General features: G+C 32.1%; 25 protein-coding genes and 2 tRNA genes. 9 read left to right on the forward strand and 18 right to left on the reverse strand.

Annotation, left to right across the window (positions count from 1 at the left end; genetic code table 11):
* The first annotated feature begins 185 nt into the window (after nucleotides 1–185).
* Nucleotides 186–989: a zinc-dependent peptidase gene (locus tag LCI24_RS06370; RefSeq protein ID WP_274639621.1), complete on the forward strand. Its 804-nt coding sequence runs from the start codon at nucleotides 186–188 to the stop codon at nucleotides 987–989.
* A gap of 4 nt (nucleotides 990–993) precedes the next feature.
* Here LCI24_RS06370 and LCI24_RS06375 read toward each other — a convergent pair whose 3' ends face one another.
* The 11 genes from LCI24_RS06375 to LCI24_RS06425 form a co-directional block, all read right to left on the reverse strand.
* Nucleotides 994–1,182, reverse strand: a complete 189-nt coding sequence (locus LCI24_RS06375) for a YgaP family membrane protein (protein WP_274639622.1) — start codon at nucleotides 1,180–1,182, stop codon at nucleotides 994–996.
* A 2-nt stretch (nucleotides 1,183–1,184) separates the two neighbouring features.
* On the reverse strand, nucleotides 1,185–1,490 hold the full coding sequence (locus tag LCI24_RS06380; RefSeq protein WP_274639623.1) for a hypothetical protein: 306 nt from the start codon (nucleotides 1,488–1,490) through the stop codon (nucleotides 1,185–1,187).
* A gap of 1 nt (nucleotide 1,491) precedes the next feature.
* Nucleotides 1,492–4,698, reverse strand: coding sequence for an efflux RND transporter permease subunit (locus LCI24_RS06385; protein ID WP_274639624.1), 3,207 nt, complete (start codon nucleotides 4,696–4,698; stop codon nucleotides 1,492–1,494).
* A 79-nt stretch (nucleotides 4,699–4,777) separates the two neighbouring features.
* A complete protein-coding gene (locus LCI24_RS06390) occupies nucleotides 4,778–5,854 on the reverse strand; it encodes an efflux RND transporter periplasmic adaptor subunit (RefSeq protein WP_274639625.1) in 1,077 nt (358 codons plus the stop codon).
* Between the two features lie 7 nt (nucleotides 5,855–5,861).
* Nucleotides 5,862–7,175: a TolC family protein gene (locus LCI24_RS06395; protein WP_274639626.1), complete on the reverse strand. Its 1,314-nt coding sequence runs from the start codon at nucleotides 7,173–7,175 to the stop codon at nucleotides 5,862–5,864.
* 121 nt (nucleotides 7,176–7,296) lie between these two features.
* Entirely contained in the window at nucleotides 7,297–7,824 is a 528-nt protein-coding gene (locus LCI24_RS06400; RefSeq protein WP_274639627.1) for a ferritin-like domain-containing protein, read from the reverse strand.
* 122 nt (nucleotides 7,825–7,946) lie between these two features.
* Nucleotides 7,947–9,023: a cytochrome d ubiquinol oxidase subunit II gene (gene cydB, locus LCI24_RS06405; RefSeq protein WP_274639628.1), complete on the reverse strand. Its 1,077-nt coding sequence runs from the start codon at nucleotides 9,021–9,023 to the stop codon at nucleotides 7,947–7,949.
* A 3-nt stretch (nucleotides 9,024–9,026) separates the two neighbouring features.
* Nucleotides 9,027–10,355, reverse strand: a complete 1,329-nt coding sequence (locus tag LCI24_RS06410) for a cytochrome ubiquinol oxidase subunit I (RefSeq protein WP_274639629.1) — start codon at nucleotides 10,353–10,355, stop codon at nucleotides 9,027–9,029.
* 76 nt (nucleotides 10,356–10,431) lie between these two features.
* A complete protein-coding gene (trxA, locus tag LCI24_RS06415) occupies nucleotides 10,432–10,731 on the reverse strand; it encodes a thioredoxin (RefSeq protein WP_274639630.1) in 300 nt (99 codons plus the stop codon).
* A gap of 4 nt (nucleotides 10,732–10,735) precedes the next feature.
* Nucleotides 10,736–11,719 carry a c-type heme family protein gene (locus LCI24_RS06420; protein ID WP_274639631.1) on the reverse strand — a complete coding sequence of 328 codons (984 nt, stop codon included), beginning with the start codon at nucleotides 11,717–11,719 and terminating at the stop codon, nucleotides 10,736–10,738.
* A 65-nt stretch (nucleotides 11,720–11,784) separates the two neighbouring features.
* The gene (locus tag LCI24_RS06425) at nucleotides 11,785–12,417 is read right to left on the reverse strand and encodes a Crp/Fnr family transcriptional regulator (RefSeq protein ID WP_099215524.1); all 633 of its coding nucleotides are present in this window, start codon (nucleotides 12,415–12,417) and stop codon (nucleotides 11,785–11,787) included.
* Between the two features lie 142 nt (nucleotides 12,418–12,559).
* On the opposite strand from LCI24_RS06425, the gene LCI24_RS06430 reads away from it, so the two are divergent.
* Nucleotides 12,560–12,979 (forward strand): CBS domain-containing protein, encoded by a 420-nt coding sequence (locus LCI24_RS06430; RefSeq protein WP_274639632.1) that lies wholly within the window; start codon nucleotides 12,560–12,562, stop codon nucleotides 12,977–12,979.
* 399 nt (nucleotides 12,980–13,378) lie between these two features.
* Here the strand turns inward: LCI24_RS06430 and rpe are convergent, their stop codons facing one another.
* Together rpe and LCI24_RS06440 are read right to left on the reverse strand one after the other, a co-directional pair.
* Nucleotides 13,379–14,035: a ribulose-phosphate 3-epimerase gene (rpe, locus tag LCI24_RS06435; protein ID WP_274639633.1), complete on the reverse strand. Its 657-nt coding sequence runs from the start codon at nucleotides 14,033–14,035 to the stop codon at nucleotides 13,379–13,381.
* A gap of 150 nt (nucleotides 14,036–14,185) precedes the next feature.
* Nucleotides 14,186–15,049: a sigma-70 family RNA polymerase sigma factor gene (locus LCI24_RS06440; RefSeq protein WP_028891227.1), complete on the reverse strand. Its 864-nt coding sequence runs from the start codon at nucleotides 15,047–15,049 to the stop codon at nucleotides 14,186–14,188.
* Nucleotides 15,050–15,267: 218 nt separating this feature from the next.
* Here LCI24_RS06440 and LCI24_RS06445 point away from each other — a divergent pair, with 218 nt between their 5' ends.
* The 3 genes from LCI24_RS06445 to LCI24_RS06455 are packed head-to-tail and all read left to right on the forward strand — an operon-like array spanning nucleotide 15,268 to nucleotide 16,901.
* Entirely contained in the window at nucleotides 15,268–15,837 is a 570-nt protein-coding gene (locus tag LCI24_RS06445; protein ID WP_274639634.1) for an RNA polymerase sigma factor, read from the forward strand.
* Between the two features lie 6 nt (nucleotides 15,838–15,843).
* Nucleotides 15,844–16,032, forward strand: a complete 189-nt coding sequence (locus tag LCI24_RS06450) for a hypothetical protein (protein ID WP_274639635.1) — start codon at nucleotides 15,844–15,846, stop codon at nucleotides 16,030–16,032.
* 50 nt (nucleotides 16,033–16,082) lie between these two features.
* Complete coding sequence (locus LCI24_RS06455) at nucleotides 16,083–16,901, forward strand: mechanosensitive ion channel family protein (protein WP_274639636.1); 819 nt, start codon at nucleotides 16,083–16,085, stop codon at nucleotides 16,899–16,901.
* 293 nt (nucleotides 16,902–17,194) lie between these two features.
* Here LCI24_RS06455 and porT read toward each other — a convergent pair whose 3' ends face one another.
* The 5 genes from porT to LCI24_RS06480 all read right to left on the reverse strand — a co-directional run bounded on the left by porT (nucleotide 17,195) and on the right by LCI24_RS06480 (nucleotide 22,391).
* On the reverse strand, nucleotides 17,195–17,890 hold the full coding sequence (porT, locus tag LCI24_RS06460) for a type IX secretion/gliding motility protein PorT/SprT (protein WP_274639637.1): 696 nt from the start codon (nucleotides 17,888–17,890) through the stop codon (nucleotides 17,195–17,197).
* Nucleotide 17,891: 1 nt separating this feature from the next.
* Nucleotides 17,892–18,620 carry a bifunctional demethylmenaquinone methyltransferase/2-methoxy-6-polyprenyl-1,4-benzoquinol methylase UbiE gene (ubiE, locus tag LCI24_RS06465; RefSeq protein ID WP_099215517.1) on the reverse strand — a complete coding sequence of 243 codons (729 nt, stop codon included), beginning with the start codon at nucleotides 18,618–18,620 and terminating at the stop codon, nucleotides 17,892–17,894.
* Nucleotides 18,621–18,640: 20 nt separating this feature from the next.
* The gene (locus LCI24_RS06470) at nucleotides 18,641–19,534 is read right to left on the reverse strand and encodes a NifU family protein (protein ID WP_274639638.1); all 894 of its coding nucleotides are present in this window, start codon (nucleotides 19,532–19,534) and stop codon (nucleotides 18,641–18,643) included.
* Between the two features lie 101 nt (nucleotides 19,535–19,635).
* A complete protein-coding gene (locus LCI24_RS06475) occupies nucleotides 19,636–21,030 on the reverse strand; it encodes an OmpP1/FadL family transporter (RefSeq protein WP_274639639.1) in 1,395 nt (464 codons plus the stop codon).
* Between the two features lie 47 nt (nucleotides 21,031–21,077).
* Nucleotides 21,078–22,391, reverse strand: coding sequence for a hypothetical protein (locus LCI24_RS06480; RefSeq protein ID WP_274639640.1), 1,314 nt, complete (start codon nucleotides 22,389–22,391; stop codon nucleotides 21,078–21,080).
* Nucleotides 22,392–22,538: 147 nt separating this feature from the next.
* Here LCI24_RS06480 and proS point away from each other — a divergent pair, with 147 nt between their 5' ends.
* The 4 genes from proS (at nucleotide 22,539) to rpsT (ending at nucleotide 24,634) form a co-directional block, all read left to right on the forward strand.
* A complete protein-coding gene (gene proS / locus LCI24_RS06485; protein WP_274639641.1) occupies nucleotides 22,539–24,017 on the forward strand; it encodes a proline--tRNA ligase in 1,479 nt (492 codons plus the stop codon).
* A 75-nt stretch (nucleotides 24,018–24,092) separates the two neighbouring features.
* Nucleotides 24,093–24,164: transfer RNA gene (locus LCI24_RS06490), tRNA-Glu, on the forward strand.
* A 112-nt stretch (nucleotides 24,165–24,276) separates the two neighbouring features.
* Nucleotides 24,277–24,348, forward strand: a tRNA-Glu gene (locus tag LCI24_RS06495).
* Between the two features lie 34 nt (nucleotides 24,349–24,382).
* Nucleotides 24,383–24,634, forward strand: coding sequence for a 30S ribosomal protein S20 (gene rpsT, locus LCI24_RS06500; protein WP_028891217.1), 252 nt, complete (start codon nucleotides 24,383–24,385; stop codon nucleotides 24,632–24,634).
* Nucleotides 24,635–24,653 lie beyond the last annotated feature (19 nt).

Below are 24,653 nucleotides of genomic sequence, written 5' to 3' on the forward strand. Positions count from 1 at the left end.
TAAACAATATAATGTGACCCTCTCTGGGTCGCAAAAAAAATATAAGCAGTAGATACAATTGTATCTACTGCTTTTTTTAGGGAAATGATTGGAAAAAGTTGCTTAACGAGGCAATATTACAAAACAGATATATGAAGTAATGTAACTTTAGTTACATAAGCTATATTTGAACTTAAAAAATTAGTATGAAACCTGTTTTTCTTATAAAATATACCGCTTTTTTTCTAGGCTTTATAGGGGTTGGAGTTAATGTTGTAGAGTCTATTTATGTGTATATATTTAACAAACCTATTTTCGTGCATTTTTACCCGATAAAGAAGAAGCTACCTAAAAAGAAGAAAGAGTTTTTAGTTGAAAATATAAGGTTCTATAAGAAACTAGATGAAAAACAAAAAGTATATTTTGAACATCGACTGACCAAGTTTATCAGAACCTATAATTTTGTTGAAAGAGACGACTTTGAGTTAACTCCAGAAGCAAAAGTTTTAATAGCAGCATCATATATTAAATTAACTTTTGGAATGCGTAAATACCTAACAACAACTTTTGATAAAATTATAATATATCCTACTAGTTTTTATTCAACAATAACTAAACAATATCATAAAGGAGAGTTTAATCCAAGACTAAAATCTATTGTGTTTTCTTGGGAAGATTTTTTGTTAGGAGATATTGTATTGAATGATAATTTAAACTTAGGAATTCATGAGTTTTCACATGCGTTAACCTTTCATGGAAGAAAATCGAAAGATGTAAGTGCCCGAATTTATTACCGTTTATTTGAAGAAATAACCAGTTTTATGGATGATAAAGCGAATGCTGAAAGAATCAAAACATCAGGTTATTTTAGAGCATATGCGTTAACAAATAAATTGGAATTTGTTGCTGTAATTATGGAGCACTTTTTTGAAACTCCAGAAGATTTACAGCAACAATTTCCACAATTGTATAAAAAGATTCAACTGATGTTAAACTATTCTGTAGTATAAATAGTTACTCTTTTACTCTAAAAACCTTGGTTAAAATATCATCCATCAAACACCATTTGGTTAATGATGATTGTAATAAATTGGCACCTACAAAAGCAGTAAACCATAACCAATTAATATTTACTTTAATTGCTAAGATTAAACTAATAAGTATAAAACTACCAGCAATACCACGTACAATTCTATTCTTCATAATTAAATATATTTATCAATAGGAACCACAACAGCTCGTATTGGATTATTTGTTTCTAAATTTTTATTAAAAGTTTCAATTAAGTTAAACAGTGTATCTATTTTATCAGTTTCAGTAAATGAGAAATACATATACGAACCAGTTGCTTTTTCATTTCCAGAAAACCAATCATTTCCAGAAATTACAGGAAAAGAATTTCGAAAACCTTCAATATCAGAAGCACTAAAATTATCTATAGCTGCTTCTTTTAATAGTTTCATTACTTCATTTTGAAGCCCATCAACTACGGTTATTATTAATAACTTCATCTTATTTATAGTTTTTACGTTCAATTAAATAGTATACTAATGGTACTACTAATAAGGTTAGTACAGTTGCAGTAATAGTTCCTCCCATTAAAGAAATGGCTAATCCTTGGAAAATAGGGTCAAATAAGATTACAAATGCCCCAATAACTACCGTACCTGCGGTTAGTAGAATAGGAGTGGTACGTACTGCACCAGCTTCTATAACAGCTTGTTTTAACGGAACTCCTTCAGCTAAACGTAAATTAACGAAGTCAATAAGTAAGACGGAGTTTCGTACCATAATTCCTGCTAGGGCAATCATTCCAATAAATGAAGTAGCTGTAAAATAAGCCCCCATCATCCAGTGTCCTAAAATAATTCCTACCATAGATAATGGAATTGCAACCATCATTACAATTGGAGCTTTAAAGTTTTGAAACCATCCTACAATCAACATATAAATAATAATGATTACTCCTAAAAAGGCTATACCTAAATCTCTAAACACTTCTAAGGTAATTTGCCATTCACCATCCCATTTTACGGTATAATCATCTTCAAAATCGGGTTGTTTAATATATAATTCGTTCAATTCATATCCCTTCGGAAGTGGAATCTCTTTTAATTTCTCTTCCATTCCTAAAATAGCATAAGCAGGACTTTCCAATTCCCCAGCCATATCAGCCATCACATATACCACACGTTTTTGATTCTTTCTGTAAATACTTTTTGCGCTGTTCTTTTCTTCAATAGAAACTAAATCACTTATAGAAACCATGTTGCCGTGTTGCGATTTAATCTGTAACTGAGCAATATCTTGAACAGAAGACTTCTCTTTCTCATCCAAAGCAAACACAATCCCTACTTGATTAGAAGCATCTTCATCATATAAAGTTGAAACCGCTCTGTTAGACAATGCCATATTCAATGTGTAAGCAATTTGCTGAGGTGCCACACCATACAACATTGCTTTTTCTTTGTCGATTACAAACTCATATTCAGTTTGATTGTCTTCTACCATCCAATCGATATCTACAATGTCATTTGTATTATGTAAGATGTTTTGAACTTCATTAGCAATTTCAATTTGCTTTTTATAATCTGGCCCGTACACTTCTGCAACAATGGTTGATAATACAGGTGGTCCTGGTGGAACTTCCACTAATTTTATATTAGCTTTAAACTTCTTAGCTATGTTTTGAATATCAGCACGCATCGATTTTGCAATGCCGTGACTTTGTATGCTTCTATCTTTTTTATCAACCAAGTTTACTTGAATATCTGCCATATTACTACCACCACGTAAATCGTAGTGACGAACCAATCCATTAAAGGTAATAGGGGCAGAGGTACCCACATAACTTTGGTAGTTTACGACTTCTGGTCTGGTAGCCAAGTACTGTGCAATTTCTTTAGTTACCGCATCGGTACGCTCTAAAGTAGTACCTTCAGGCATGTCAATTACTACTTGGAATTCGTTCTTGTTATCAAAAGGCAACATTTTTACAGCTACCGATTTGGTAAAGAACAACGACATAGAACCTAACAATAAAACAATCGTGATTCCTAAGAAAACCCAACGTTTAGTTTTGTTTTCAATAAGAGGACGCTCGAATCGCTCATATAACTTGTAGATTAATGTACTTTGCATTGCTTTAGTCTCATCTGCTTCAAATTTTTCCTCAGCACCGTGCTTGTCTTTTTCACGTAAGAAGATGTATCCTAAATACGGAGTAATCGTCAACGCAACAAACAGTGATAAAATCATAGCGATAGAAGCTCCAATAGGCATCGGACTCATATAAGGTCCCATTAATCCAGATACAAACGCCATTGGTAATACTGAAGCAATTACGGTAAAGGTTGCCAATATGGTTGGATTCCCTACTTCGTTAATAGCATACAAGGCTGCTTGTTTAAACGGTAGTCGCTTCATTTTAAAATGCCTGTGCATATTTTCAGCAATAATAATGGAATCATCTACCACAATACCTGTTACAAATACCAAAGCAAATAAGGTAATTCTGTTTAAGGTATAATCTAACATGTAGTAACTTAACAAGGTAAGCGCAAAAGTGATGGGCACTGATAAGAACACTACTAAACCACCTCGCCATCCCATGGCTAACATTACTACTAAAGTTACTGCGATAATTGCACCGATTAAGTGTAATAATAATTCTGATACTTTTTGAGAGGCTGTTTCACCATAGTTACGGGTAACTTCAACATGTACATCATCAGGAATTAAGTTAGTACGTAAATGATCAACCTTCGCTAAAATAACATCTGCAATTTGCATTGCATCTGCACCTTTTCGTTTAGCTACCGATATAGTTACCGCTGGATATTCTGATTGATACGTGGAAGCATTACTACTCGCTTGTCCGTACCCAAAACTTACATAGTTTTTAGGAATTTCTGGACCGTCTAATACGTTCGCAACTTGTTTTAAATAAATTGGTTGATTTTGTTGTACACCAACCACTAAGTTTTTAACATCTTCAGCAGATTGTAAAAACTTTCCTGTAGTTACCAAAAACTCGGTATCATTTTTATCATAACTTCCTGCACTTAGCTGCTGATTGCTAGCTTTTAGCATTTCAGTAACCGATAAAAAGTCTAGTCCACTAGCGGCTAATTTATCTTTATCTACTACAACACGTACTTCACGATTTCTACCTCCAATTTTTTGAGTAATTGCTACATCGTTTACCTTTTCAATTTCGTTGGTAAGTTCTTGTGCTATTTGTTTTAATTGATAGTCATCATAGTTTTCACTCCATAATGTCAACCCTAACATAGGTACATCATCAATTGCACGTGTTTTTACCAAAGGCATGGTAACACCTTTCGGCATTTGATCCATATGTTTGTTAATCTCGTTGTATAGTTTTACGAACGAGCGTTCGATGTCTTCTCCAACATAAAACTGGACAATGACCATTCCTTGTTCTTTCATCGAAGTAGAGTATACGTACTCTATTCCTTTGATGTTCGAAATTATTTTTTCTAAGGGTTTGATAACTCTCGATTCTACCTCTGTAGGGCTCGCTCCTGGATACCCTACAAAAATGTCAGCCATAGGCACATCAATCTGTGGTTCTTCTTCTCTCGGAATTAAAAAAGAACTGTACACACCAATTACCATAAACACTACCATTAATAAGATGGTAAGTTTAGAGCCGATAAACCCTTTGGCTATTTTTCCTGCTAAACCTTCTTTCATTTTATATAATTTGAAAATTTGTTGATTTGATGATTTGAAAATGGGGTGATTGGGTCATTTTCAAATTTTCAAATTGATTTTATTGAATTGTAATGTTTGCTCCGTTGTATAGTTTACCTTCAGAAGAAACAATGTAGCTTTCATCGGCTGATAAGCCTGATAATACTTCTACTTGATCTCCAAAAGTTCTTCCTAAGCGTAACCAACGTAGAACAGCGGTATTACTTTGACTTACCGTGTAAACTCCAGATAATTGCCCTTTGTGTACTAAAGCTTCTGACGGAATTAAAACCATGTCAGTACTTTTTTGTGTTTTTTCAACAGGAAACTGAACCGTAGCAAACATTCCTGATAACAAGTTGAAATCCGTTTTATCTAGGTCAATTTTAACTAAGTATTGTCCACCGGTATTCTTTGCTGAGGCACTTACTTCTGATACGTTACCTGTAACCGTTTTGTTAATTGACTTGATCGTTGCATCAACCTTAGTATCTTTTTTAATTTGAGAAATTTCACTTTCAGGTACTAACGCAGTTACTTCAAATCCGCTTTTTCCTTCAACAGAAATTAAAGGCATTCCAGGGTTTGCCATGGCACCTTTATCGATGAATTTGTTAGTTACCACTCCTGAAAATGGGGCTCTGATATTCGTGTAAGCAAACTGAGAATTGATTTCATTTCTCATCTGTTTTGCTGCTTCTAAATTCGCTTTAGCAACATTGTAATGAACAGTGATATCGTCAAATTCCTTTTGAGAAGCGCTATTTTGTTCAAATAAGTTTTTAAAGCGATTGTAATCTTTTTCAGCACTTGAAAATCCTGCTTTCGCTTTAATAATGTTGGCCTCTACTTGTGCTTTCTTAGCTTGTAAGTCGCTGTTATTTATAGATACTAATAATTGACCTTTGTTTACTTTATCACCAACTTTTACGTGTATGTTGGTTACATAGCCCATCATTCGAGTACTTAATTCAGTACTGTTGGTAGCTTCCACTTTTCCACTTGCTGTTATAAACGGATTGTTATCATTAGCGGTTACTTTGGCAACTTTTACATGAACTGCTGGTTTGTTGTTGGTATTGTTTGTTGTTTCTTTTTTACCACAGCTTACTACTAAAAGTGATGCGGCAAGGGCGATTGTATATATAGTTTTCATTTGTTGATTATTCTTTAGTTAAAAAATCTAAGTAAGCTTTGGTATAGTTGTATTGATATACGGTTTGGTAATATTCTAATTGTTTTTGAGCGTATTGTGTTTCAACGGTTAATAAATCGGATGTTTTTTCTAACCCTTCTTTAAATCTGTTTTTTCTGATTCGTAAGGCTTCTTCCGATTGTTGTAAGGCTAACTCGGTTAGTTTTAACTGTTCCTCAGCATCAGTTAACAATCGTTTAGTATTGTTTAACTCTAATTGACTTTTAGATTTGTACTGCTCGTATTCTAATCTTGATTTTTTATACTGAGCTTTGCTTTTCTGTGCTTTTCCGTAACGTTTAGAACCTTTAAAAATGTCCCAAGTTAATTGTGCTCCTACTACATAACCACTTGCATCTGCATTGAAAATTTTATCATCATACAACTCGTAACTACCAAAGGCATTTAAACGAGGAAGAAAATCCATTTTATCAGCTTTGTGCATTTTTTGATAAGCCTCAGAAGCTAATTCCATTGCTTTAATGTCTGAACGATTTTCAGAAATCGTAATGTCAACCAGTTGATTCGTTAAGTGTACTTGCAAACTATCTGAAGGTTCATAAATGTTATTTTGTTTTTCATTCATTAAAAAAGACAAGTAGTTAGAAGCATTTAGCACATTGCTTTTTGCTGTTTGTAACTGATTTTTTACTTCGGTAACTCGAACTTCAACAGCTAATACATCTGCACGTTGTAAATATCCCTGCTTAAAGCTGTTTTCTGCCATTTGTTGGTTTGCTTCCGCAGCTTTTAAGGCTTTTTCTAATACTGAAACTCCCTTGTGAGCTAATTGCAATTGCATGTATGTTTTTTCAACTTCTAACAATAAATATTCTTGAGTACGTTGTGTTTGCAAGTTGGTTGCTTCCATTTTAGTTTTAGCAGCCTTACGTTGGTAAATACCGTCTAAATTCACTAAAGGTTGTTGTACTTCAATTTTAGTAGCGAAGTTTTGTGTTCGTTTCGGATTGTTTAATAAATCTGGATTAAAATCAGCTTGTGTTAAAATTTCTTGATTCAATTTACTACCAAATGCCATTAGTGGATTCGTAGTTACAATTCCTGTATGAGAGGCAGTAATATTTGGTAAGAATACAGCATTGGTTTGCTTATAATCGGCACGTGCTTGCTGATAGTTTTGTTCAGATATTTTTAAAGAGGTGTTATTTTCCTGAACTCTTTTTAAAACTTCACCTTTTGAAATGGAAATTTTAGTTTGAGATAGGGTAGTAGCAGATATAAAAAGTGCTACCATAAATAAACTTATATATGTTGTTTTCATTTTTACTGTTTTGTTATAGCAAAATTAGTGGCATAAAGCATAGTAGTCAGTAACTAATGTTACAATGAAAAAACGCCTAAACAAAAGTCTAGACGTTATTTACTAACAATTAAAAAATCAACTAATACTTGGAAATGTTTCTGTTAAATGCGTTTAAGTGGTTGAATGAAGCGTTTAATAAATTGGTATATACATTTATACTGTATTCATCATTGGTGTTCTTAATAGCTAACTGTAGATCTTCAATATCTTTTTCTTCAATTAACTTACCTACTTCAAGTGCATCTAGTTTAGATTTTTGTCCTTTATTTACTAACTCATCATATAACTTTTGAAGTTCAGAATTTTTAAAAACACCTCTTTCTTTATTTAAGATAAAGGCAATATTATTGTATTGTAATAAACCTTTCATGGCGTTCATATGTCGTTCTTCACTTTGACTGATGTTTTCAAAAACACGTAGGTTCCATTTTTCATTAAGGAAGTTATAAACATCAAAAGCTAATTTTTCTTCCTCTAACATAAAAAGCATTTCGTTTTTTTCTTGTTGAGAAAGAGTAAGATCGGTATTGTTTGTATTCTGGCAAGAGCTACTAATACTTGAAAAAAGTAATAAGAATAGCAAGCCTATTGTATTTAAAGTTTTCATAATAACAGCTTTTAAATTATGTACTAATTTAAATATTGTGTAGGCTGTAGTCTGCAACTTTAGTTACATAGGAGTAAGGTTTTAATAGAATGTTTTTTATTTAGCTAAGTAAAAGAACTAGACTAATGTTCGCCATAGTCTACATCATCCATTTTTCCTTTAAAAACTTTATACTGAATAACAAAATAAACAACTACTAGTATCGCAGCTATAAAAAACCAATTTATACCAACAGATAAACCGTATTCGTCAGCAGCTACATTGTAAATTGTTAAATCAGGATTTATATTATTAGTTGAAGGTAAAACTTTAGGGAAAATTGAAGCGACTGTAGTTGCCAAGCCTCCTAATAAAAACAACGAAGAATATAAAAAACCAGTGATGTGCTTTGTATATTTTTTTACATTGAATAAACCAAACAAGCCTACAAACGTTAGTAAAGGAAATATCCAAAGGAAAGGATGTTCTATAAAATTATGAAATGGTTTGGGTTCTATAATATGCCAAGCGAATAATGAAATAATTACTAAGCCTAATAAAACAAAAGAAAGAGTAAAAACAACTTTTTTTAATTGGTTATTAATACTAGCATTGGTTTTGAAAATTACCCAATTGGCACCATGAATTGTTAGTGATACTACTGCAATAATTCCTAGAAGTAAAGTAAACCAATCAATAACACCAAGTGTTTCAGAATGAGGAGAGAATTCCGAATTCCATAAAGGAAGGAAAAAATAATGTGCCTCATGAGTAGAAACACCATCTATCACATTTCCTAGATTAACACCACGCACAACATTTCCTAATGCAACTCCAAAAAATAAGGCAAGAAGTAAACTGGCAATTCCAAAAGCTTTATCCCAAATACTTTCCCATATTTTATTATGTATTTGTCCGCGAAGCTCTAAACCAATAGCTCTAAAAATTAGCAACCATAAAACCATCATTAAAGGGAGGTAAAAACCACTAAATGATGAAGCGTATAAAGTAGGGAAAGCAAAAAATAAAACACCACCAGCAGCAATCAACCATACTTCGTTTGCATCCCAAAATGGACCTATTGCTTTTATAACCTTTTTTTTGTCTTCTTCTTTTTTAGCAAAGAATAAATGAATAATTCCTGCGCCAAAATCATAACCATCTAAAATAACATAAATGGCTAACATTGTAACTAATACTACATACCAAAATAGTTCCATAACTTAACGTGTTGTTTGAGGTCCTTTGTTAATGATTTTTCCAACTAAAATTAAAAATAACATTCCTAATAGTAGGTATAATCCGATAAATCCTAAAAGAGTAAATAAAGTGTTTCCTGATGATACTGTAGGAGATGCTCCAGCAGATGTTCGTAATAAGTTATAAACTAACCAAGGTTGACGACCTAGTTCAGCAGTATACCAACCAGTGGTGTTAGCAATATAAGGAAATGGAATAATGAAGAGTAATGACCATAAAATCCACTTTGTATCATATAACTTTTTTCTAAATAATTGAACAATGCTAGCTAACATTAAAGCAATAAAAATAGTTCCTAACCCCACCATTATATGATATGCATAATATAAACCAGGTATGTTTGTTGGGTAGTTTTTTTCATCAAACTCATTTAGCCCTTTAATTTCTGCATTCCATTCTTGATAGGTTAAAAAGCTTAAGATGTTAGGAACAGCAATTTTATTGTCTAATTTTTTCTCTAGTATATTTGGTTGTCCAATTAATACTATTTCAGAACCTCCTTTTTCTGTTTCAAATATCCCCTCCATAGCGGCAAAGGTTATAGGTTGATATTTTACTACATTTTTAGCGGCTAAATCACCTGTAGGAAAAGCAACTAAAATAGATGCTACAACTCCGAAAATAACTCCAGTTTTTAAAAATAATTTACCAAATTCTAAGTGTTTCTTGTTTAAAAGATAAAGAGCTCCAATACCAGCAACTACAAAAGAACTGGTAACTAAGGAGGCTGCTTGATTGTGTAAATAAGAAGGCCATAACCATGGGTTTGAGAATAAAGCTGAAAAGTTATTTAGTACAAACTTACCGTTGGCTAGTATTTCATACCCTACAGGATTTTGCATCCAAGAATGTGTAGCAATGATTAAAAAACCACTTGCCCAAGAACCTAAAAAGACAAGGAATCCAGTTAAAAAATGAAGTTTATGTCCTAGCTTTTTTTCACCAAATAAAAACAATCCTAAAAAGGAAGATTCTAGGAAGAAAGAAAACATTCCTTCCATAGCTAATGTTTGACCTATGATACCACCAGTAAGCTCGGAGAACTTAGCCCAGTTAGTTCCGAATTGAAACTCCATAGGAATCCCAGTAACTACTCCCATGGCAAAGTTTAAAGCAAAGATTTTCATCCAAAACTTAGCAGCGTCGTTATATTTTTCAATTTTAGTTCTTAAAAATTTCCATTTAAAGAAGACTATCATTAGTGATAGCCCCATTGTTAATTGTGGAAATAAGTAGTGAAAAGTAATAGTGAAAGCAAACTGCATTCTATCATAAAAGAGCATGTCTTCCATACCGAAGATTGTTTATGAGGTTATTAAATAAGAACGTTTTTTTTAGTAGCAATAAAGAGGAATAAAAATAATGATATTATTTCACATGGCTATTAATAATACTAATCAAATCGTTCTTATATAACATTCCTGATTGTCTCCATAATAGTTTGCCTTCTTTAAAAAGCATAAAGGTAGGAACACCCCTAATTTGGTAGGTATTGGCTATTTGTTGATTTTTATCAATGTCTATTTTTAAAATAATAACACTTTCTCCTAAATCTTCTTTTACTTCTTTTAATATAGGAGCCATCATTTTACATGGACCACACCATTCAGCAAAGAAATCAACCAAAACAGGTTTGTCTCCTTTAATTATTTCAGAAAATTTTCCCATAATTTTAATTTTTAAATGTTATGCTCCAAATTCCTCGTACCTGATTTACATCATAACCTTGAGCTTTATCGGTAGGGTATAGGAGAGCTAATTCTTTTAAAGTTTCAGGTTTTATTTGTGTGTTAGGGGTTCCATGACATTGTAGGCACATACTATTTGTTATAATTGGATAATAGAATTTGGTTTTGTTACCTACTTGTTTTGTAACAGGTTTAATTTCCTCTTTGTTACTTACAACTCTTTTGTATCCTTCAATAATATTTAATTCTTCAGTGTTTGCAGTGTTGTTGAGGTTTCTTGGTTTGTCTGAAACTCTTTTAATGGAAGCATTAAATTTTGTAGCCATACTATCGGTTAGCTTGTAGGCTTTTTCGTTACAAAATTGTAAAGCATGTAAAGTTCCTTTCTTTTGAATAGCTCCCATTAAGTTTTTACCTAATGTTTTTTTTGTTTCCATAGCATATGTTAATCCAATTTCTTCAGGAGTTTTTTTAGTGTTTTTTTGACTTATCTTTTTTCCTGAATTGATATAACTTTTTCCTTGTTTAGATTCCCAATGCTCTTTAAACCAACTAGGTTCTTCAATTTTATAGTTATATAGGTAATTTGCTATCTTCTTAAGATCTTCTTCTTCAAATTTTTGATAAGGCATCACTCCAAATCGTTTTACAGCTCCTCTCATCACTGCTTTTTCTTTCGTAGGGTTTAATACAAAATTGAGAAAGTTATTAGTGAACTCTTCTTCTGAAGTATTTTCACCAATATAATGAGCTTTAATAGCGATCATTGGTGGAGCAACCCTTTCGTCATGTGGTGTAGTGGCATTATGACAAACAAAACATTTTGTTTCAAGCAGCTTTTTTCCAGGAGGAATATTAGCTTCTTCTGTTACAATATTTTGGGAGTTTTTCTTAGAGTAATCACTTTTTTTAGCTTGATTACAGCTAACAATAGATAAAATAGTAAGTAAAGCTATTAATTTTTTCATCGTTCTAAAATTTACTATAAAGGTAGAACGATTCTCTTGTAAAAAATGTAACTTAAGTTACAAGGTTAAAGTTCTAACACTTTAATCTGATTTCTATTTAGTTCTATTTTATCTTTTTTTTCTAAAGCTTTTAAAAGTCTTGAAATAACTACTCTTGAAGTATGTAAGTCATTAGCTATTTGTTGGTGTGTTACGCTAATTGTTTCGTTTTGGTTTACTAAAGCTTTGTCTTTTAGATATTTTAATAAACGCTGATCCATATTTAAAAAAGCAATAGTGTCAATAGCATCAATAAACTCTTGTAATCTACTATGGTAGCTATGTAAAATAAATTCTTGCCAGCTTTTATACTTGCTAAGCCATTCACTCATTTTTTGTTTAGGAATCATCAATAGCTTTACATCGGTTTCAGCCACAGCTTTGATTTTACTTTTAGTTTGTCCCATACAGCACGAAAGGGTCATGGCGCAAGTATCTCCCTTTTCTATGTAGTATAAAACTAAGTCGTCTCCTTCTTTATCCTCACGTAAAATTTTTATGGCGCCGCTTAATAACAGAGGGATAGAAGTAATATAACTGCCAATATCAATAATAACTTCATTAGCTTTTACTTCTTTAGCTATAGCAACATCAGCTATTTCTTTTAATAATGCTTCCTCAAATAAATAACCGTAGTATTTCTGTAAATCTTCTATCAAGATAAAATGTTTTTGTAAAAATAGTTAAATAATTACATTTTAGATAGAAATAAAATAGATGATAATCTATGATTTTAATCAGGTTTATACTTGTTTTTATTACTGAAATTTGAAGTAAATAATAACACAAAACCTTACAAAAATGAAAAAAAGAACACCAGTTTCAGTTATAATGACTAAAGATGTAATTACATTAAGTAGTACTGATGATTTAATGACGGCAGAGAAAATATTTAAAAAAGAACATATACGACACATTCCAGTAGTTAGTGGAAATGAAATAAAAGGAATGTTAAGTTATACAGATTTATTACGAATAAGTTTTGCAGATGCAGTTGATGAAAATGAAACCGACGTTGATACTGTGGTGTATAATATGTTTACAATAGACCAAGTGATGGCAAAAAACTTAGAAACTGTAAACTCTAGTACTACAATTAAAGAAGTTGCAGAAATCCTAGCAAAAAAGGAGTTTCATGCTTTGCCAGTTGTTGATAATAATGAATTAGTAGGGATTGTAACTACCACTGATTTAATTTATTACCTATTAGAGCAATTTTAGTCCTTTCTTTAATATAAGTGGATATGAAAAGTTGAAATTTATGGTAAAACCATACTTTTATTATGGTTTTTTTTGAGTTAAATTGTTTTGTAGAATTTATTTTTGAGAAACTCAAAATACTTTATCATGTTAAAAAACATTTCAAATTTAGGTTCGGTTTTGAATAAGTCAGAACAAAAATCAATTAATGGAGGATGGATTTACGTTTTGTGTCATAACTGTGAACCACTTCCTCGAGGCTATGTTTGTATGAATGATGTTATTTGTAGTGGAGAATAAGTTAATCCTAAACAAGATTACATTAATATTTACTATTCATATTTAGTAACCCTTTTAAGGGATTATAGGGCTGTTAAACTAGAAGCGTATTTAGAAATTTTTCTAAATACGCTTTGACTTTTAGTTTATAATAGTTTTTAAATTCTCAATTGTTTCTGTAGGATTATCGCTTTTGAAAACAAAACTACCAGCAACCAACACATTAGCGCCAACTTCTACAAGTTTATTAGCGTTTTGGTCAGTTACACCTCCGTCAATTTCAATTAAAGTTGAAGCTTCACTAAATTCAATCAAGTTTTTTAACTGTTGAATTTTTTTGTATGTATTTTCAATGAATGATTGCCCTCCAAATCCAGGATTTACACTCATAATACAAACTAAATCTAAATCTTTAATAATATCTTCTAAAACGGCTATAGGTGTATGCGGATTTAAAGCAACACCAGCTTTCATACCAGCAGCTTTTATTGCCTGTACAGTTCTATGTAAATGTGTACAAGCTTCATAATGTACGGTTAAAATATCGGTGCCTAAATCAGCAAAAGTTTGAATGTAACGATCAGGATCTACAATCATTAAGTGTACATCAATAGTTTTATTAGCGTGTTTTGAAATTGATTTTAAAACAGGCATTCCAAAAGAAATATTTGGTACAAAAACACCGTCCATAATGTCAATATGAAACCAATCTGCTTTACTATTATTAACCATTTCAACATCATGTTGTAGGTTACCAAAATCAGCCGCTAAAATTGATGGGGCTACAAGTTTTTCCATTAATATATAAGTTGTTGCGTTGTTATTAATTGCAAATATAGTTAAAACTAAGAGCATAAAAACCAAAAAGAAAGCTCTCAAATTTGAGAGCTTTCATTCATTAATCAAAAAACGAATAGTTACGATAACTATTTGTTGTTGTTTATATTATTAACCTAAGTAAGTCATTAAAATCTTACTACGAGATGTGTGTTTTAATCTTCTGATGGCTTTTTCTTTAATTTGACGAACACGTTCACGAGTTAAATCAAAAGTTTCACCAATTTCTTCTAAAGTCATTGGTTGGTGCTCTCCTAAACCAAAGTATAGTTTTACAACATCAGCTTCACGTGGAGTTAATGTTTCTAGCGCACGATTAATTTCGATACGTAATGATTCGTGTAATAAAGTTTTATCAGGGTTTGGTGATTCACCTGAGTTTAATACGTCGTATAAATTTGAATCTTCACCTTCAATTAAAGGAGCATCCATCGATACGTGACGACCAGAATTTTTCATTGACTCCTTAACGTCATTGACAGTCATGTCTAATTTCTTGGCAATTTCTTCAGCACTTGGAGGGCGCTCATTTTCTTGCTCTAAGAAAGCATACATTTTATTAATCTTGTTAATAGAACCAATTTTATTTAATGGCAAACGTACAATACGTGATTGTTCAGCCAATGCTTGTAAAATAGACTGACGAATCCACCATACAGCATATGAAATGAATTTAAAACCACGCGTTTCATCAAAACGTTTAGCAGCTTTAATTAATCCTAAATTACCTTCATTAATTAAATCAGGTAATGTTAATCCTTGGTTTTGGTATTGCTTAGCAACCGACACCACAAAACGTAAGTTAGCCTTAGTTAGTTTTTCAAGGGCTCTTTGGTCACCAGCTTTAATTCTTTGTGCTAATTCAACTTCTTCATCAGCAGTAATTAAATCTACCTTTCCTATTTCTTGCAAATATTTATCTAAAGACGCGGTTTCTCTATTGGTAACCTGTTTTGTAATTTTTAGTTGTCTCATCTACTTCAAGTATATTTTAATTTATCAATCAGTCTACATTAACTTATACGTATGCAGTTATAATAATGTTACAAAGTTTTTTGTGTTTTTTGAAAATTTTCGTCTATTTGTTAAATAAATGTTAAAATTTGTTATTAAAACAATAATTAAGTGACCACGTAACGGACCAAGTGTCTAAATTGATGTATAACTAAGGAGGAAACTAACTATACTGCCCATTGGAGAGTATTGATGTAAAGAAAATAAGCGACGAAGATTTGGTTCGTAAAATAGTAGAAAAAAATGATACTCATTTATTTGCTGTTTTATACGATCGTTATGCTGGCGTGGTGTATAACAAGTGCTACGGATTTTCCAAAAATAAAGAAGAGGCTCAAGATTTAACACATGATGTATTTATTCGTTTATTTGTTAAATTGAGAACTTTTAAAGGAAAATCTAAGTTTTCTACTTGGCTATATTCTTTTACTTATAATTTTTGTGTTAATTATGTACAGAGAAATAAGGAGAAGAAAAAAGAAAAGGTAACAGTTGTAACTGATGAAATAAGAGAAGAAAGTAATATTGATGATATTGATGACGCTACACTATTTGAGTTAAAGTCAGATAAATTGGCAAAAGCACTCGAAATGATTTCTCCTTCAGAGAAAATGATTTTATTAATGAAGTACCAAGATGAAATGAGTATTAAAGATATTTCAGCGGGGTTAGATTTGGGGGAAAGCGCAGTAAAAATGCGTTTAAAAAGAGCTAAGGAAAAAGTGGTGAAAGCGTATAACGAATTGTAATAAATTATGGATAATCCATTTAAAAAAATATTACATAACGAAGAATTGCCAGAAGTACTAAAAGACAAAGTACTTAATGATGTGGCAATGATTAAGCTATCAATAGATATGGCTGATTTATTCGTGGTTAAGTATCCTAATGCTATTGTTGATTTGATAGGAGGGGCTACTGAACCAAACGGAAAAAAGAAATGATACTAACTAGTTTAAACTAACCAAATACATACTATATATACATAAAAGTTATGAGTTTTTTAAATATAGATTTTTTAACCCCTTTTAAGGATATTTTTCAAGATATAGTTGATTCATTACCAACTGTAGTAGGATTTTTAGCTTTTGTAATTATTTCTTGGCTTGTTATAAAAATCTTTTTATACCTTGTTAGAAAAGCATTAGCTAAAACTAAAATAGATGAATGGTCTAAAAAGCTTAGGAAAACAGAAATTTTTGGTAGTAGCACAATAAATATTGTGCTTACCAATGTTATTTTGGCCGTATTAAAATGGTTTTTGATTTTTGTTTTTGTTATGGTTGGAGCCGAAATGTTTGGCTTAACCGTAGTTTCTGAAGGAATTAGAAGCTTTTTTGCGTATTTACCTAAGCTATTAACAGCTGTAGGTATTTTTGTAGGAGGGGCTTATTTAGGAACTATGGTAAAAAAAGCAATTCAATCTATGTTTAAATCTCTTGAAGTATCTGGAGGTAATTTAGTAGGTAATATAGCTTTTTATCTAATTGTAGTGTTCTTATCTATAACGGCATTAGACCAAGCAGGGGTTGATACATCGGTAATTAAAAGTAATTTAACTCTTTTAATAGGTTCTGTATTATTGGCTTTTACTTTAGCTTTCGGATTTGGTGCCAGAGATGCTGTTTCTAGGTTGCTTTTTGGTTATTATTCAAGAAAAAACATTTCAATAGGAGAAAAGGTTGTAATAGATGATGTAGAAGGTGTAGTAGTTGCAATAGATAATATATGTATTACAATCAATACAGAAGGAGGTAAGGTTATTTTACCAATTAAAGATGTAGTTGACAATAAAATAGTTATAAAAAAATAATAAAAATTAACAATTTTTTATATCTTTGAAAACGCTAAAAACAATGTTTTTAACAGTACGATAGATTTCGGGGGACTTCTATCCAACTAATAAAGAGAAATCTTTATGAAATAAGGCCGCATTTTTGCGGTCTTTTTTTATTTAAGATAAAATAAATGTGACCTAAGAAAATAAAGTGTGTCTAACAAGTATAGAGTAATAAGAATTCGGGGGACTTCATATTATTTTTAAACTAAAAAAGGCTTTCTAATTTAGAAAGCCTTTTATTTTTTATTGTAATTGTTTTATAAATCTTATTCAAAAGCCAAGTGTAAAAACACTCCTCTGGTTCCCAAGAAATCAATAGGATCAGTCCATTGAGAAGACTTATTGTCGTATTTAACTTCGTTATTAATGGCAAAAACACCTCTTATTGAAGGAGAAAACTTAAAGTAACTTAAATAAAAGTCAACACCTATTCCTATTTCATACATAAAGTTGTTGGTTGTAGTTCTAAATTCACCAGCAAAGTTATCATCACTATTTCTTTCGTTACTTGAAAAGTTATGATCATATGAAAGTCCTCCAATAACATAAGGCCTCATATTGTTGAGTCTGTTAGTGCTAAATTTTAAAAGTAGTGGTAAATGTAAGTATGTAGCACCTACTTCTCGAGTATTTACGTTATCTGCACCAGCTATATGTTTAAATCGTAATGTTTTTGTATTGGACATTAGTCCAGGTTCAAAACGAAGATTTATGTTGTTGTGAAGTCTTAAGTCAGCAATTAAACCAACATTAAAACCTATAGACGATTCTACTTCAATTTCGGGATCGCTAGTACTACTTGGTTTGTAACCTATTTTGTAACCATTATTATTAGCACCAAGGTAAAAACCATAGTGAAAAAGAGGTTTATCAAAACTAGGAAGTTTTAATATTTTTTCTCTTTGTGCTTGCGTAGATAAGGACGCTACTAAAATTCCGAAAAGTAAAAGCTTTTTTAACATACTATTTTAAAGCGGTATAAATTGATGCAACACCAAATGTTACAGGTATATTCTTTGCATTCTTAAACCCATTTTTTTGTAAAATATTGTTGAAAGCCTTTCCAAAAGGAAAAGTATTTGCTGTTTCTGATAAATATGAGTAGGCAACTTTATCTTTTGAAAAGAGTTTACCAATAATAGGTAAAATATAATTAGTATACAATTTGTATCCTTGCTTAAAAGGAAATTTGGTAGGGTTAGAGGTTTCTAATACTACAAACTTACCTCCAGGTTTTAATACGCGTAATATTTCGGTTAAACCTTTGTCTAAGTTTTCAAAGTTTCTAACTCCAAAAGAAACAGTAATTGCATCAAAAGTATTATCAGGAAAAGGGATGTTTTCGCTATCGCCAACAATCATCTTAATCTTATTGGACAAATTTGCTTTAGCTATTTTTTGTCTTCCCACTTGTAGCATTCCTTCAGAAATATCTAAACCTACAATTTTCTCAGGGTTTAATTCAGACATCATTAAAGCTAAGTCACCTGTACCAGTAGCAATATCTAAAATTTGTTGTGGGTTATTTTCTCCTACTAGTTTTACTACTTTTTTACGCCAACTAACATCTATTCCTAAAGAAATAACACGGTTTAACCCGTCGTAATCTTCAGAAATATTGTCAAACATTTGAGCAACTTGTTCTTTCTTTCCTAATTCAGAATCTTTATATGGTTTAATCTTTTCAGACATATATTTTATTTGGTTTGGAATTACCCGTTAATGGCAACTACTTCATTAATTTGGTTAGGTAACATTTCTTTAAGCATTGTTTCAATACCATTTTTTAATGTTACTGTTGATGATGGGCAGCCACTACAAGCTCCTTGTAAAATAACACTTACTCTTTTGCTATCAGAATCGTATGCTTGAAAAGCAATATTACCACCGTCAGAAGCTACAGCAGGCTTTATATATTCATCTAAAATATCAACAATTTTAGCTTCAGTATCAGTTAAATTCTCTTTAGGAACTTCAACGTTTTGTTTAGTTTGTTGTTTAGGTAATTCAGAAATAATTTTTTTACCTTCCTGAATGTAACTACGAATAAAAGTACGCACTTCTTGATATACTTCATTCCACTCAATCATATCGTATTTGGTGATTGATATATAGTTTTCAGAAATAAAAATTTCTTTGACGAAAGGAAAGCTAAATAAAGCTTGTGCTAAAGGAGAAGATTTGCTGGCTTCTTCAATATTTGTATACTCAACATCAGTTTGTGTTAAAGCTTTGTTGGTTCCAAATTTCATTACTGCAGGGTTTGGAGTAACTTCAGCATATACTTCAACAGCATCTTTTTTGGTAGTTTCTTCTTTTACTACAGAATTACCATCTTGGATGTAAGCTTCTATTTGCTCGCGAACCTCTTCTTCAACATCGCTCCACTCAACAATATCATATCGTTGAATAGCAATGAAGTTAGCTGTAACTAATACCTTTTTTACAAAAGGAAGGTAAAATAGTTGTTGTGCTAACGGAGAGTTTTTAGCCTCGTCTATATTATTGTATTCATAACTACCACCATTAACTAAAATTTTGTTGCTAACAAACTTTAGAATGGTTTCGTTATTAGTTTCTTGTATGTTTATTTTTATTGAACTCATAAGTTGTAAATAAGAAGCAAAATTACGGTAAAAAACTGAGATATGTATATATAAGAAGAGTCCTGCATATAGCAGGACTCTTCTTATATGTTTTTTATGAATTATAAACTGAAAGTAATTGTTCCAGAGATTCTAGAAGTATCGGTTGTTAATTCGATAGGATCTACATCTACAGCAGGTGAATTATAAATATAGTACGGACTGTTGTTTTCTGAATTAGTATATGATAAATCAAACTTAACGTTTCCGAAATTATAACCAAGTCCTAATGAAAACCCAGAAATATTATCATCGTCTAAAGCATTTTTATAAGGACTTTGCTCATAATGGTAACCACCACGAACACTCATTTTATCAAAACGCCACTCGGTACCAATATTTAAGGAGTGGGTACCTTTAAAATCATTATCAAAGTTTTGATTAGTTTCTATAAAATAAGGGTCGTTTTCTCTATATTTTGTACCACTGTAGTCTTTGTAAGTATAATCGGCACTTATTAAACCTTGTTTACCAAAAACAAATGCCGCACTAGCAGTAAGTTTACTTGGTGTTCGTAGTCTGAAAATATTTGAATAAAATTCTTCCCCGCTATTAACATCTGTATCTTGGTTTGTGGCTGATATTTCAGTGTAACCAACCCAATCATCATATCTAGAGTCATTTGGATCGAAAACATCTAAGTTACTATCTTCAAAAACTTCATTGTACCATGTTGGGGTTTCATAAGCTAATCCGAAACGGAAGCTTTGATTAACTTTATAAATAAAACCAGCACTAAAAGAAACTCCACTACCTTCAAAGTAGCTATCTTGAACGTTAAGAGCTGTTAAGGTGTTTCCATTATCGTCTTCATTAACCTCTCTAAGTTCGGTAACTTGACCAAAGCTAAAATTATGAAATTTTATACTAGCTCCTGCATATAACTTGTTTAGATGTACAGCAGAGAATCCCATTTCAAAAATACTACTCTCTCCATAGGTAGAATTAAAAAAGCGTTGCTCTTGTCCGTTATTAAATTGATTGGTTATATCATCAGGGTGTTCATTGAATAGTGCTTGACCACTATTACCTTGTGAAGAAAATAAACCTTCAAAGTCGCTTTTTAGCCTATAGTTAAAGGTTAATGCAAAACGATTCCAGTCGGAGTTATGAGCAGAATCAAAAGATAAAATACCACCAGCTTGGGTAATATTAAAAAAGTCATCTTCCGTTTCTGTTGTATTCCCGTAATAATTGGCTGTATAAGTAGTGTTTCTATTGCCTAAAGTTACTCCAAAAGTACTTTTAATAGCAACGGCACTACCAGCTGGGTTAATTCCAAAAGAAGATATATCTCCACCTAATGCTCCAAAGGCTCCACTCATTGATTCAAAACGAGCGGTTCCATAATTATCGTCTTTTGAAAATAAAATTCCTAAATCATTGTAGCCTAAAGATTGCGAGTAGGCAGTATACGTACTAGCGATAATTATCGCGAAGGTTAAAATTCTTTTCATTTTTTCATTAATTCGTTAAAAACTTGTCTTGAAATCTGGCAGCAAGATTACCTTCTAGAGCTTCTAGATGAACTTCTGCTACTCCCTCTTGAGCTACTTCCGGCTGAAGAGTTGCTTCTAGAGCTTCTTGACGGAGCTGAGTAACTACGAGAACTTCTTGAAGGTTTTGAGTAACTTCTAGATTTTCGTGAATTGCTACTATTACGTGAAGCATAGTTCTTTCTGTTATTTCTAGTTGATTTTGAGTAGCTTTTAGAGCTTCTAGGAGAGTATGATTTTCTAACAGATCTATTAGAGTTTTGGTCTCTCTTAGTATAACTTCTAGAGTTTCTAACTGAGGAAGATTTACGAACACCATTATTATTTGAAGCTCTGTGGTTTCTTGTAGAATATCCTCTAGAGCTTCTTGTAGTACGAGGTGTACCTCTATAGCTACGAGTAGATCTGCTACCATTTGAGTTGTAACTTCTTGTTCTAGTTGATCGTTTTATACTTCTGTTATTAGAATTGCTACCTCTTCTAGTATTGTATCCTCTTGTATTTCTTGTTGAACGAGTGTTTCTGTTGCTTCGATAGGTTCTACTATTGCTTCTTCTGTAAACATCAGAAGAGCGTCTTGAAGTTGTAGTTCCTCTACGACCTGTAGTATAACCTCTTCTAGAAGTTGTTGCAGTTCTGTGACCTCTATAATAGTTGGCACCTCTGTATGGGTGTCTGTAATAGTGGTTGTTATAGTATCTATATGGTCTGTAATAATTGTAACCGTAATATGGAGAATTCCAGTAAGAGTTGTAATAAAGCCCACCTAAACCAACATAAAACCCAGAATTCCAGTGGTATGGGTGCCAATTGTTGTACCCCCAGTAGTTATAATAACGAGATCTCCACCAAGGTCTGTAATAATTATACCCATAGCCGTAATCCCAATACCAATCATTATAGTAGCCCCATCTTGGGTAGGTGTTAATATTAATAACTACATCACTGTTGTCAGCATACCCCCAAGGTTCATTACCATTATATGTAATTCTTGTTTCAGGCTCCTCTTCATATATAATGTCTTCATCATCATATGAGTCATCATTTTCAGACTTATAATTTTCTATATCGGTAAAAATATCAGTGCCATTTAAAGCATCTAAGCGTTCTACTTCTTTGGTAAAATAGTTTTCCTGATATTCATCATATGCACGATCATCAGTAACAATTACTCTACGTTGTGGTTGTTCTATTTCATCAGCATAAATACCATCATCACTACCAGTAACCGTTTGTGTAGAACCACAAGATATAAATGTAGCTGCCATCAAAAATGATAGGATATAGAAAGGGAGTTTGGTTTTGGTGTAATGTAGCTTCATGACTTTTTTATTTTTAGGTTAAAGCAAATTGTTTTTCCACTAGCTGCAAAAAATTAGTTCTTTGTTGGGCTTGTTACCTTTTTAATGTAGTTTTGCAGACACAATTTACGCATAAAAAATAACAATATTTATGCCAAACTTTTGATTATGAGCAAACATTTAACAAAAAGAGCCGAAGATTACTCGAAATGGTATAACGAATTGATTGTAAAGGCCGATTTAGCTGAAAATTCAGCAGTAAGAGGTTGTATGGTAATTAAACCATACGGATTTGCAATTTGGGAGAACATGCAAAAAGAATTAGATAGAATGTTTAAAGAAACAGGACATCAAAATGCTTATTTCCCCCTTTTTGTACCTAAAAGTTTGTTTGAAGCAGAAGAAAAAAATGCTGAAGGATTTGCAAAAGAATGTGCTGTAGTTACACATTATCGATTACAAAATGATCCAGATAATGAAGGTAAGTTACGTGTAGATCCTGAAGCTAAGTTAGAAGAAGAGTTAGTTGTTCGTCCTACTTCGGAAGCAATTATTTGGAATACATATAAAGGATGGATTCAATCGCATAGAGATTTACCATTGTTAGTAAACCAATGGGCGAATGTTGTAAGATGGGAAATGCGTACGCGTTTGTTTTTACGTACTGCAGAGTTTTTATGGCAAGAAGGTCATACTGCACATGCAACAAAGGCAGAAGCAATAGCTGAAGCTAAACAGATGCAAGAAGTATATGCAACTTTTGCTGAAGAATTTATGGCAATGCCTGTTGTTAAAGGAGCTAAAAGTGAAAGTGAACGTTTTGCTGGAGCAGATGATACTTTAACAATAGAAGCATTAATGCAAGATGGTAAAGCTTTACAGGCTGGAACTTCACACTTCTTAGGACAGAATTTTGCGAAAGCTTTTGATGTTAAGTATACCTCTAAAGAAGGAAAGCAAGAATATGTATGGGCAACTTCTTGGGGAGTATCAACACGTTTAATAGGAGGGTTAATTATGACACACTCTGATGATGCTGGTTTAGTATTACCTCCAAAATTGGCGCCAATTCAAGTTGTAATTGTACCTATATATAAAGGAGAAGAACAATTAAATGCTATTTCTGAAAAAGTAGATGTAATTGTAAAAGAATTACGAGCTAAAGGAATTTCTGTAAAGTTTGATGATAGAGATACTTTTAGGCCAGGAGCTAAGTTTGCTGAGTATGAGTTAAAAGGTGTGCCAGTAAGAATTGCAATGGGAAAACGTGATTTGGAAAATGGTACAGTAGAAGTTGCGCGTCGTGATACTTTTGAGAAGCAAACTGTATCTAGAGATGAGGTAGCAAGCATTGTGGCTAACTTGTTAGAAGAAATTCAAGAGAATTTATATAATAGAGCATTAACTTACAGAAACGACCATATTACAGAAGTAAATTCATTTGAAGAGTTTAAAGATGTAATTGAGAACAAAGGAGGATTTGTGTCAGCGCATTGGGATGGTACAATTGAAACAGAAGATAAGATAAAAGAGCTAACAAAAGCTACAATAAGATGTATTCCTAATGATGCAAAAGAAGAGGATGGAGAATGTGTGTTAACAGGAAAACCATCAACAAAAAGAGTACTTTTTGCAAAGGCTTATTAAAAAAATAAAAAAAAGCTTTGTGTAATAAAAAACAGTTTTTATATTTGCACCCGCAATCGCAAAAAAGATTGTTTTGGTCCGTTCGTCTAGGGGTTAGGACGCCAGGTTTTCATCCTGGTAACACGGGTTCGATTCCCGTACGGACTACAAGTTCTTTTTCTTTATTTTAAGAGAAAAATAAATAGAGAAAAAAATAATTTTTAATTGCAAATAACAAAAAGAATTGTATATTTGCACCCGCAATCAGAACGATTGTTTTGGTCCGTTCGTCTAGGGGTTAGGACGCCAGGTTTTCATCCTGGTAACACGGGTTCGATTCCCGTACGGACTACAAGTTTTTTATAAACAATTAACGCATTAGTACAATGGCAAATCATAAGTCAGCATTAAAGAGAATTAGAAGTAACGAAGCAAAGCGCTTAAGAAATAAATATCAGCATAAAACAACTCGTAATGCTGTAAGAAAATTAAGAGCTACAGAAGATAAGAAGGAAGCAGAAGGAATGTTTTCGACTGTTGTATCTATGTTAGATAAATTAGCAAAGAACAACATTATTCATAAGAATAAAGCAGCAAATTTAAAGTCTAAATTGGCTAAACACGTTGCAGCTTTATAAGAGTTTTAAGGTTAGTTAA

It is taken from the genome of Tenacibaculum larymnensis (assembly GCF_028829235.1).
Classification (GTDB): Bacteria; Bacteroidota; Bacteroidia; order Flavobacteriales; family Flavobacteriaceae; genus Polaribacter; species Polaribacter larymnensis.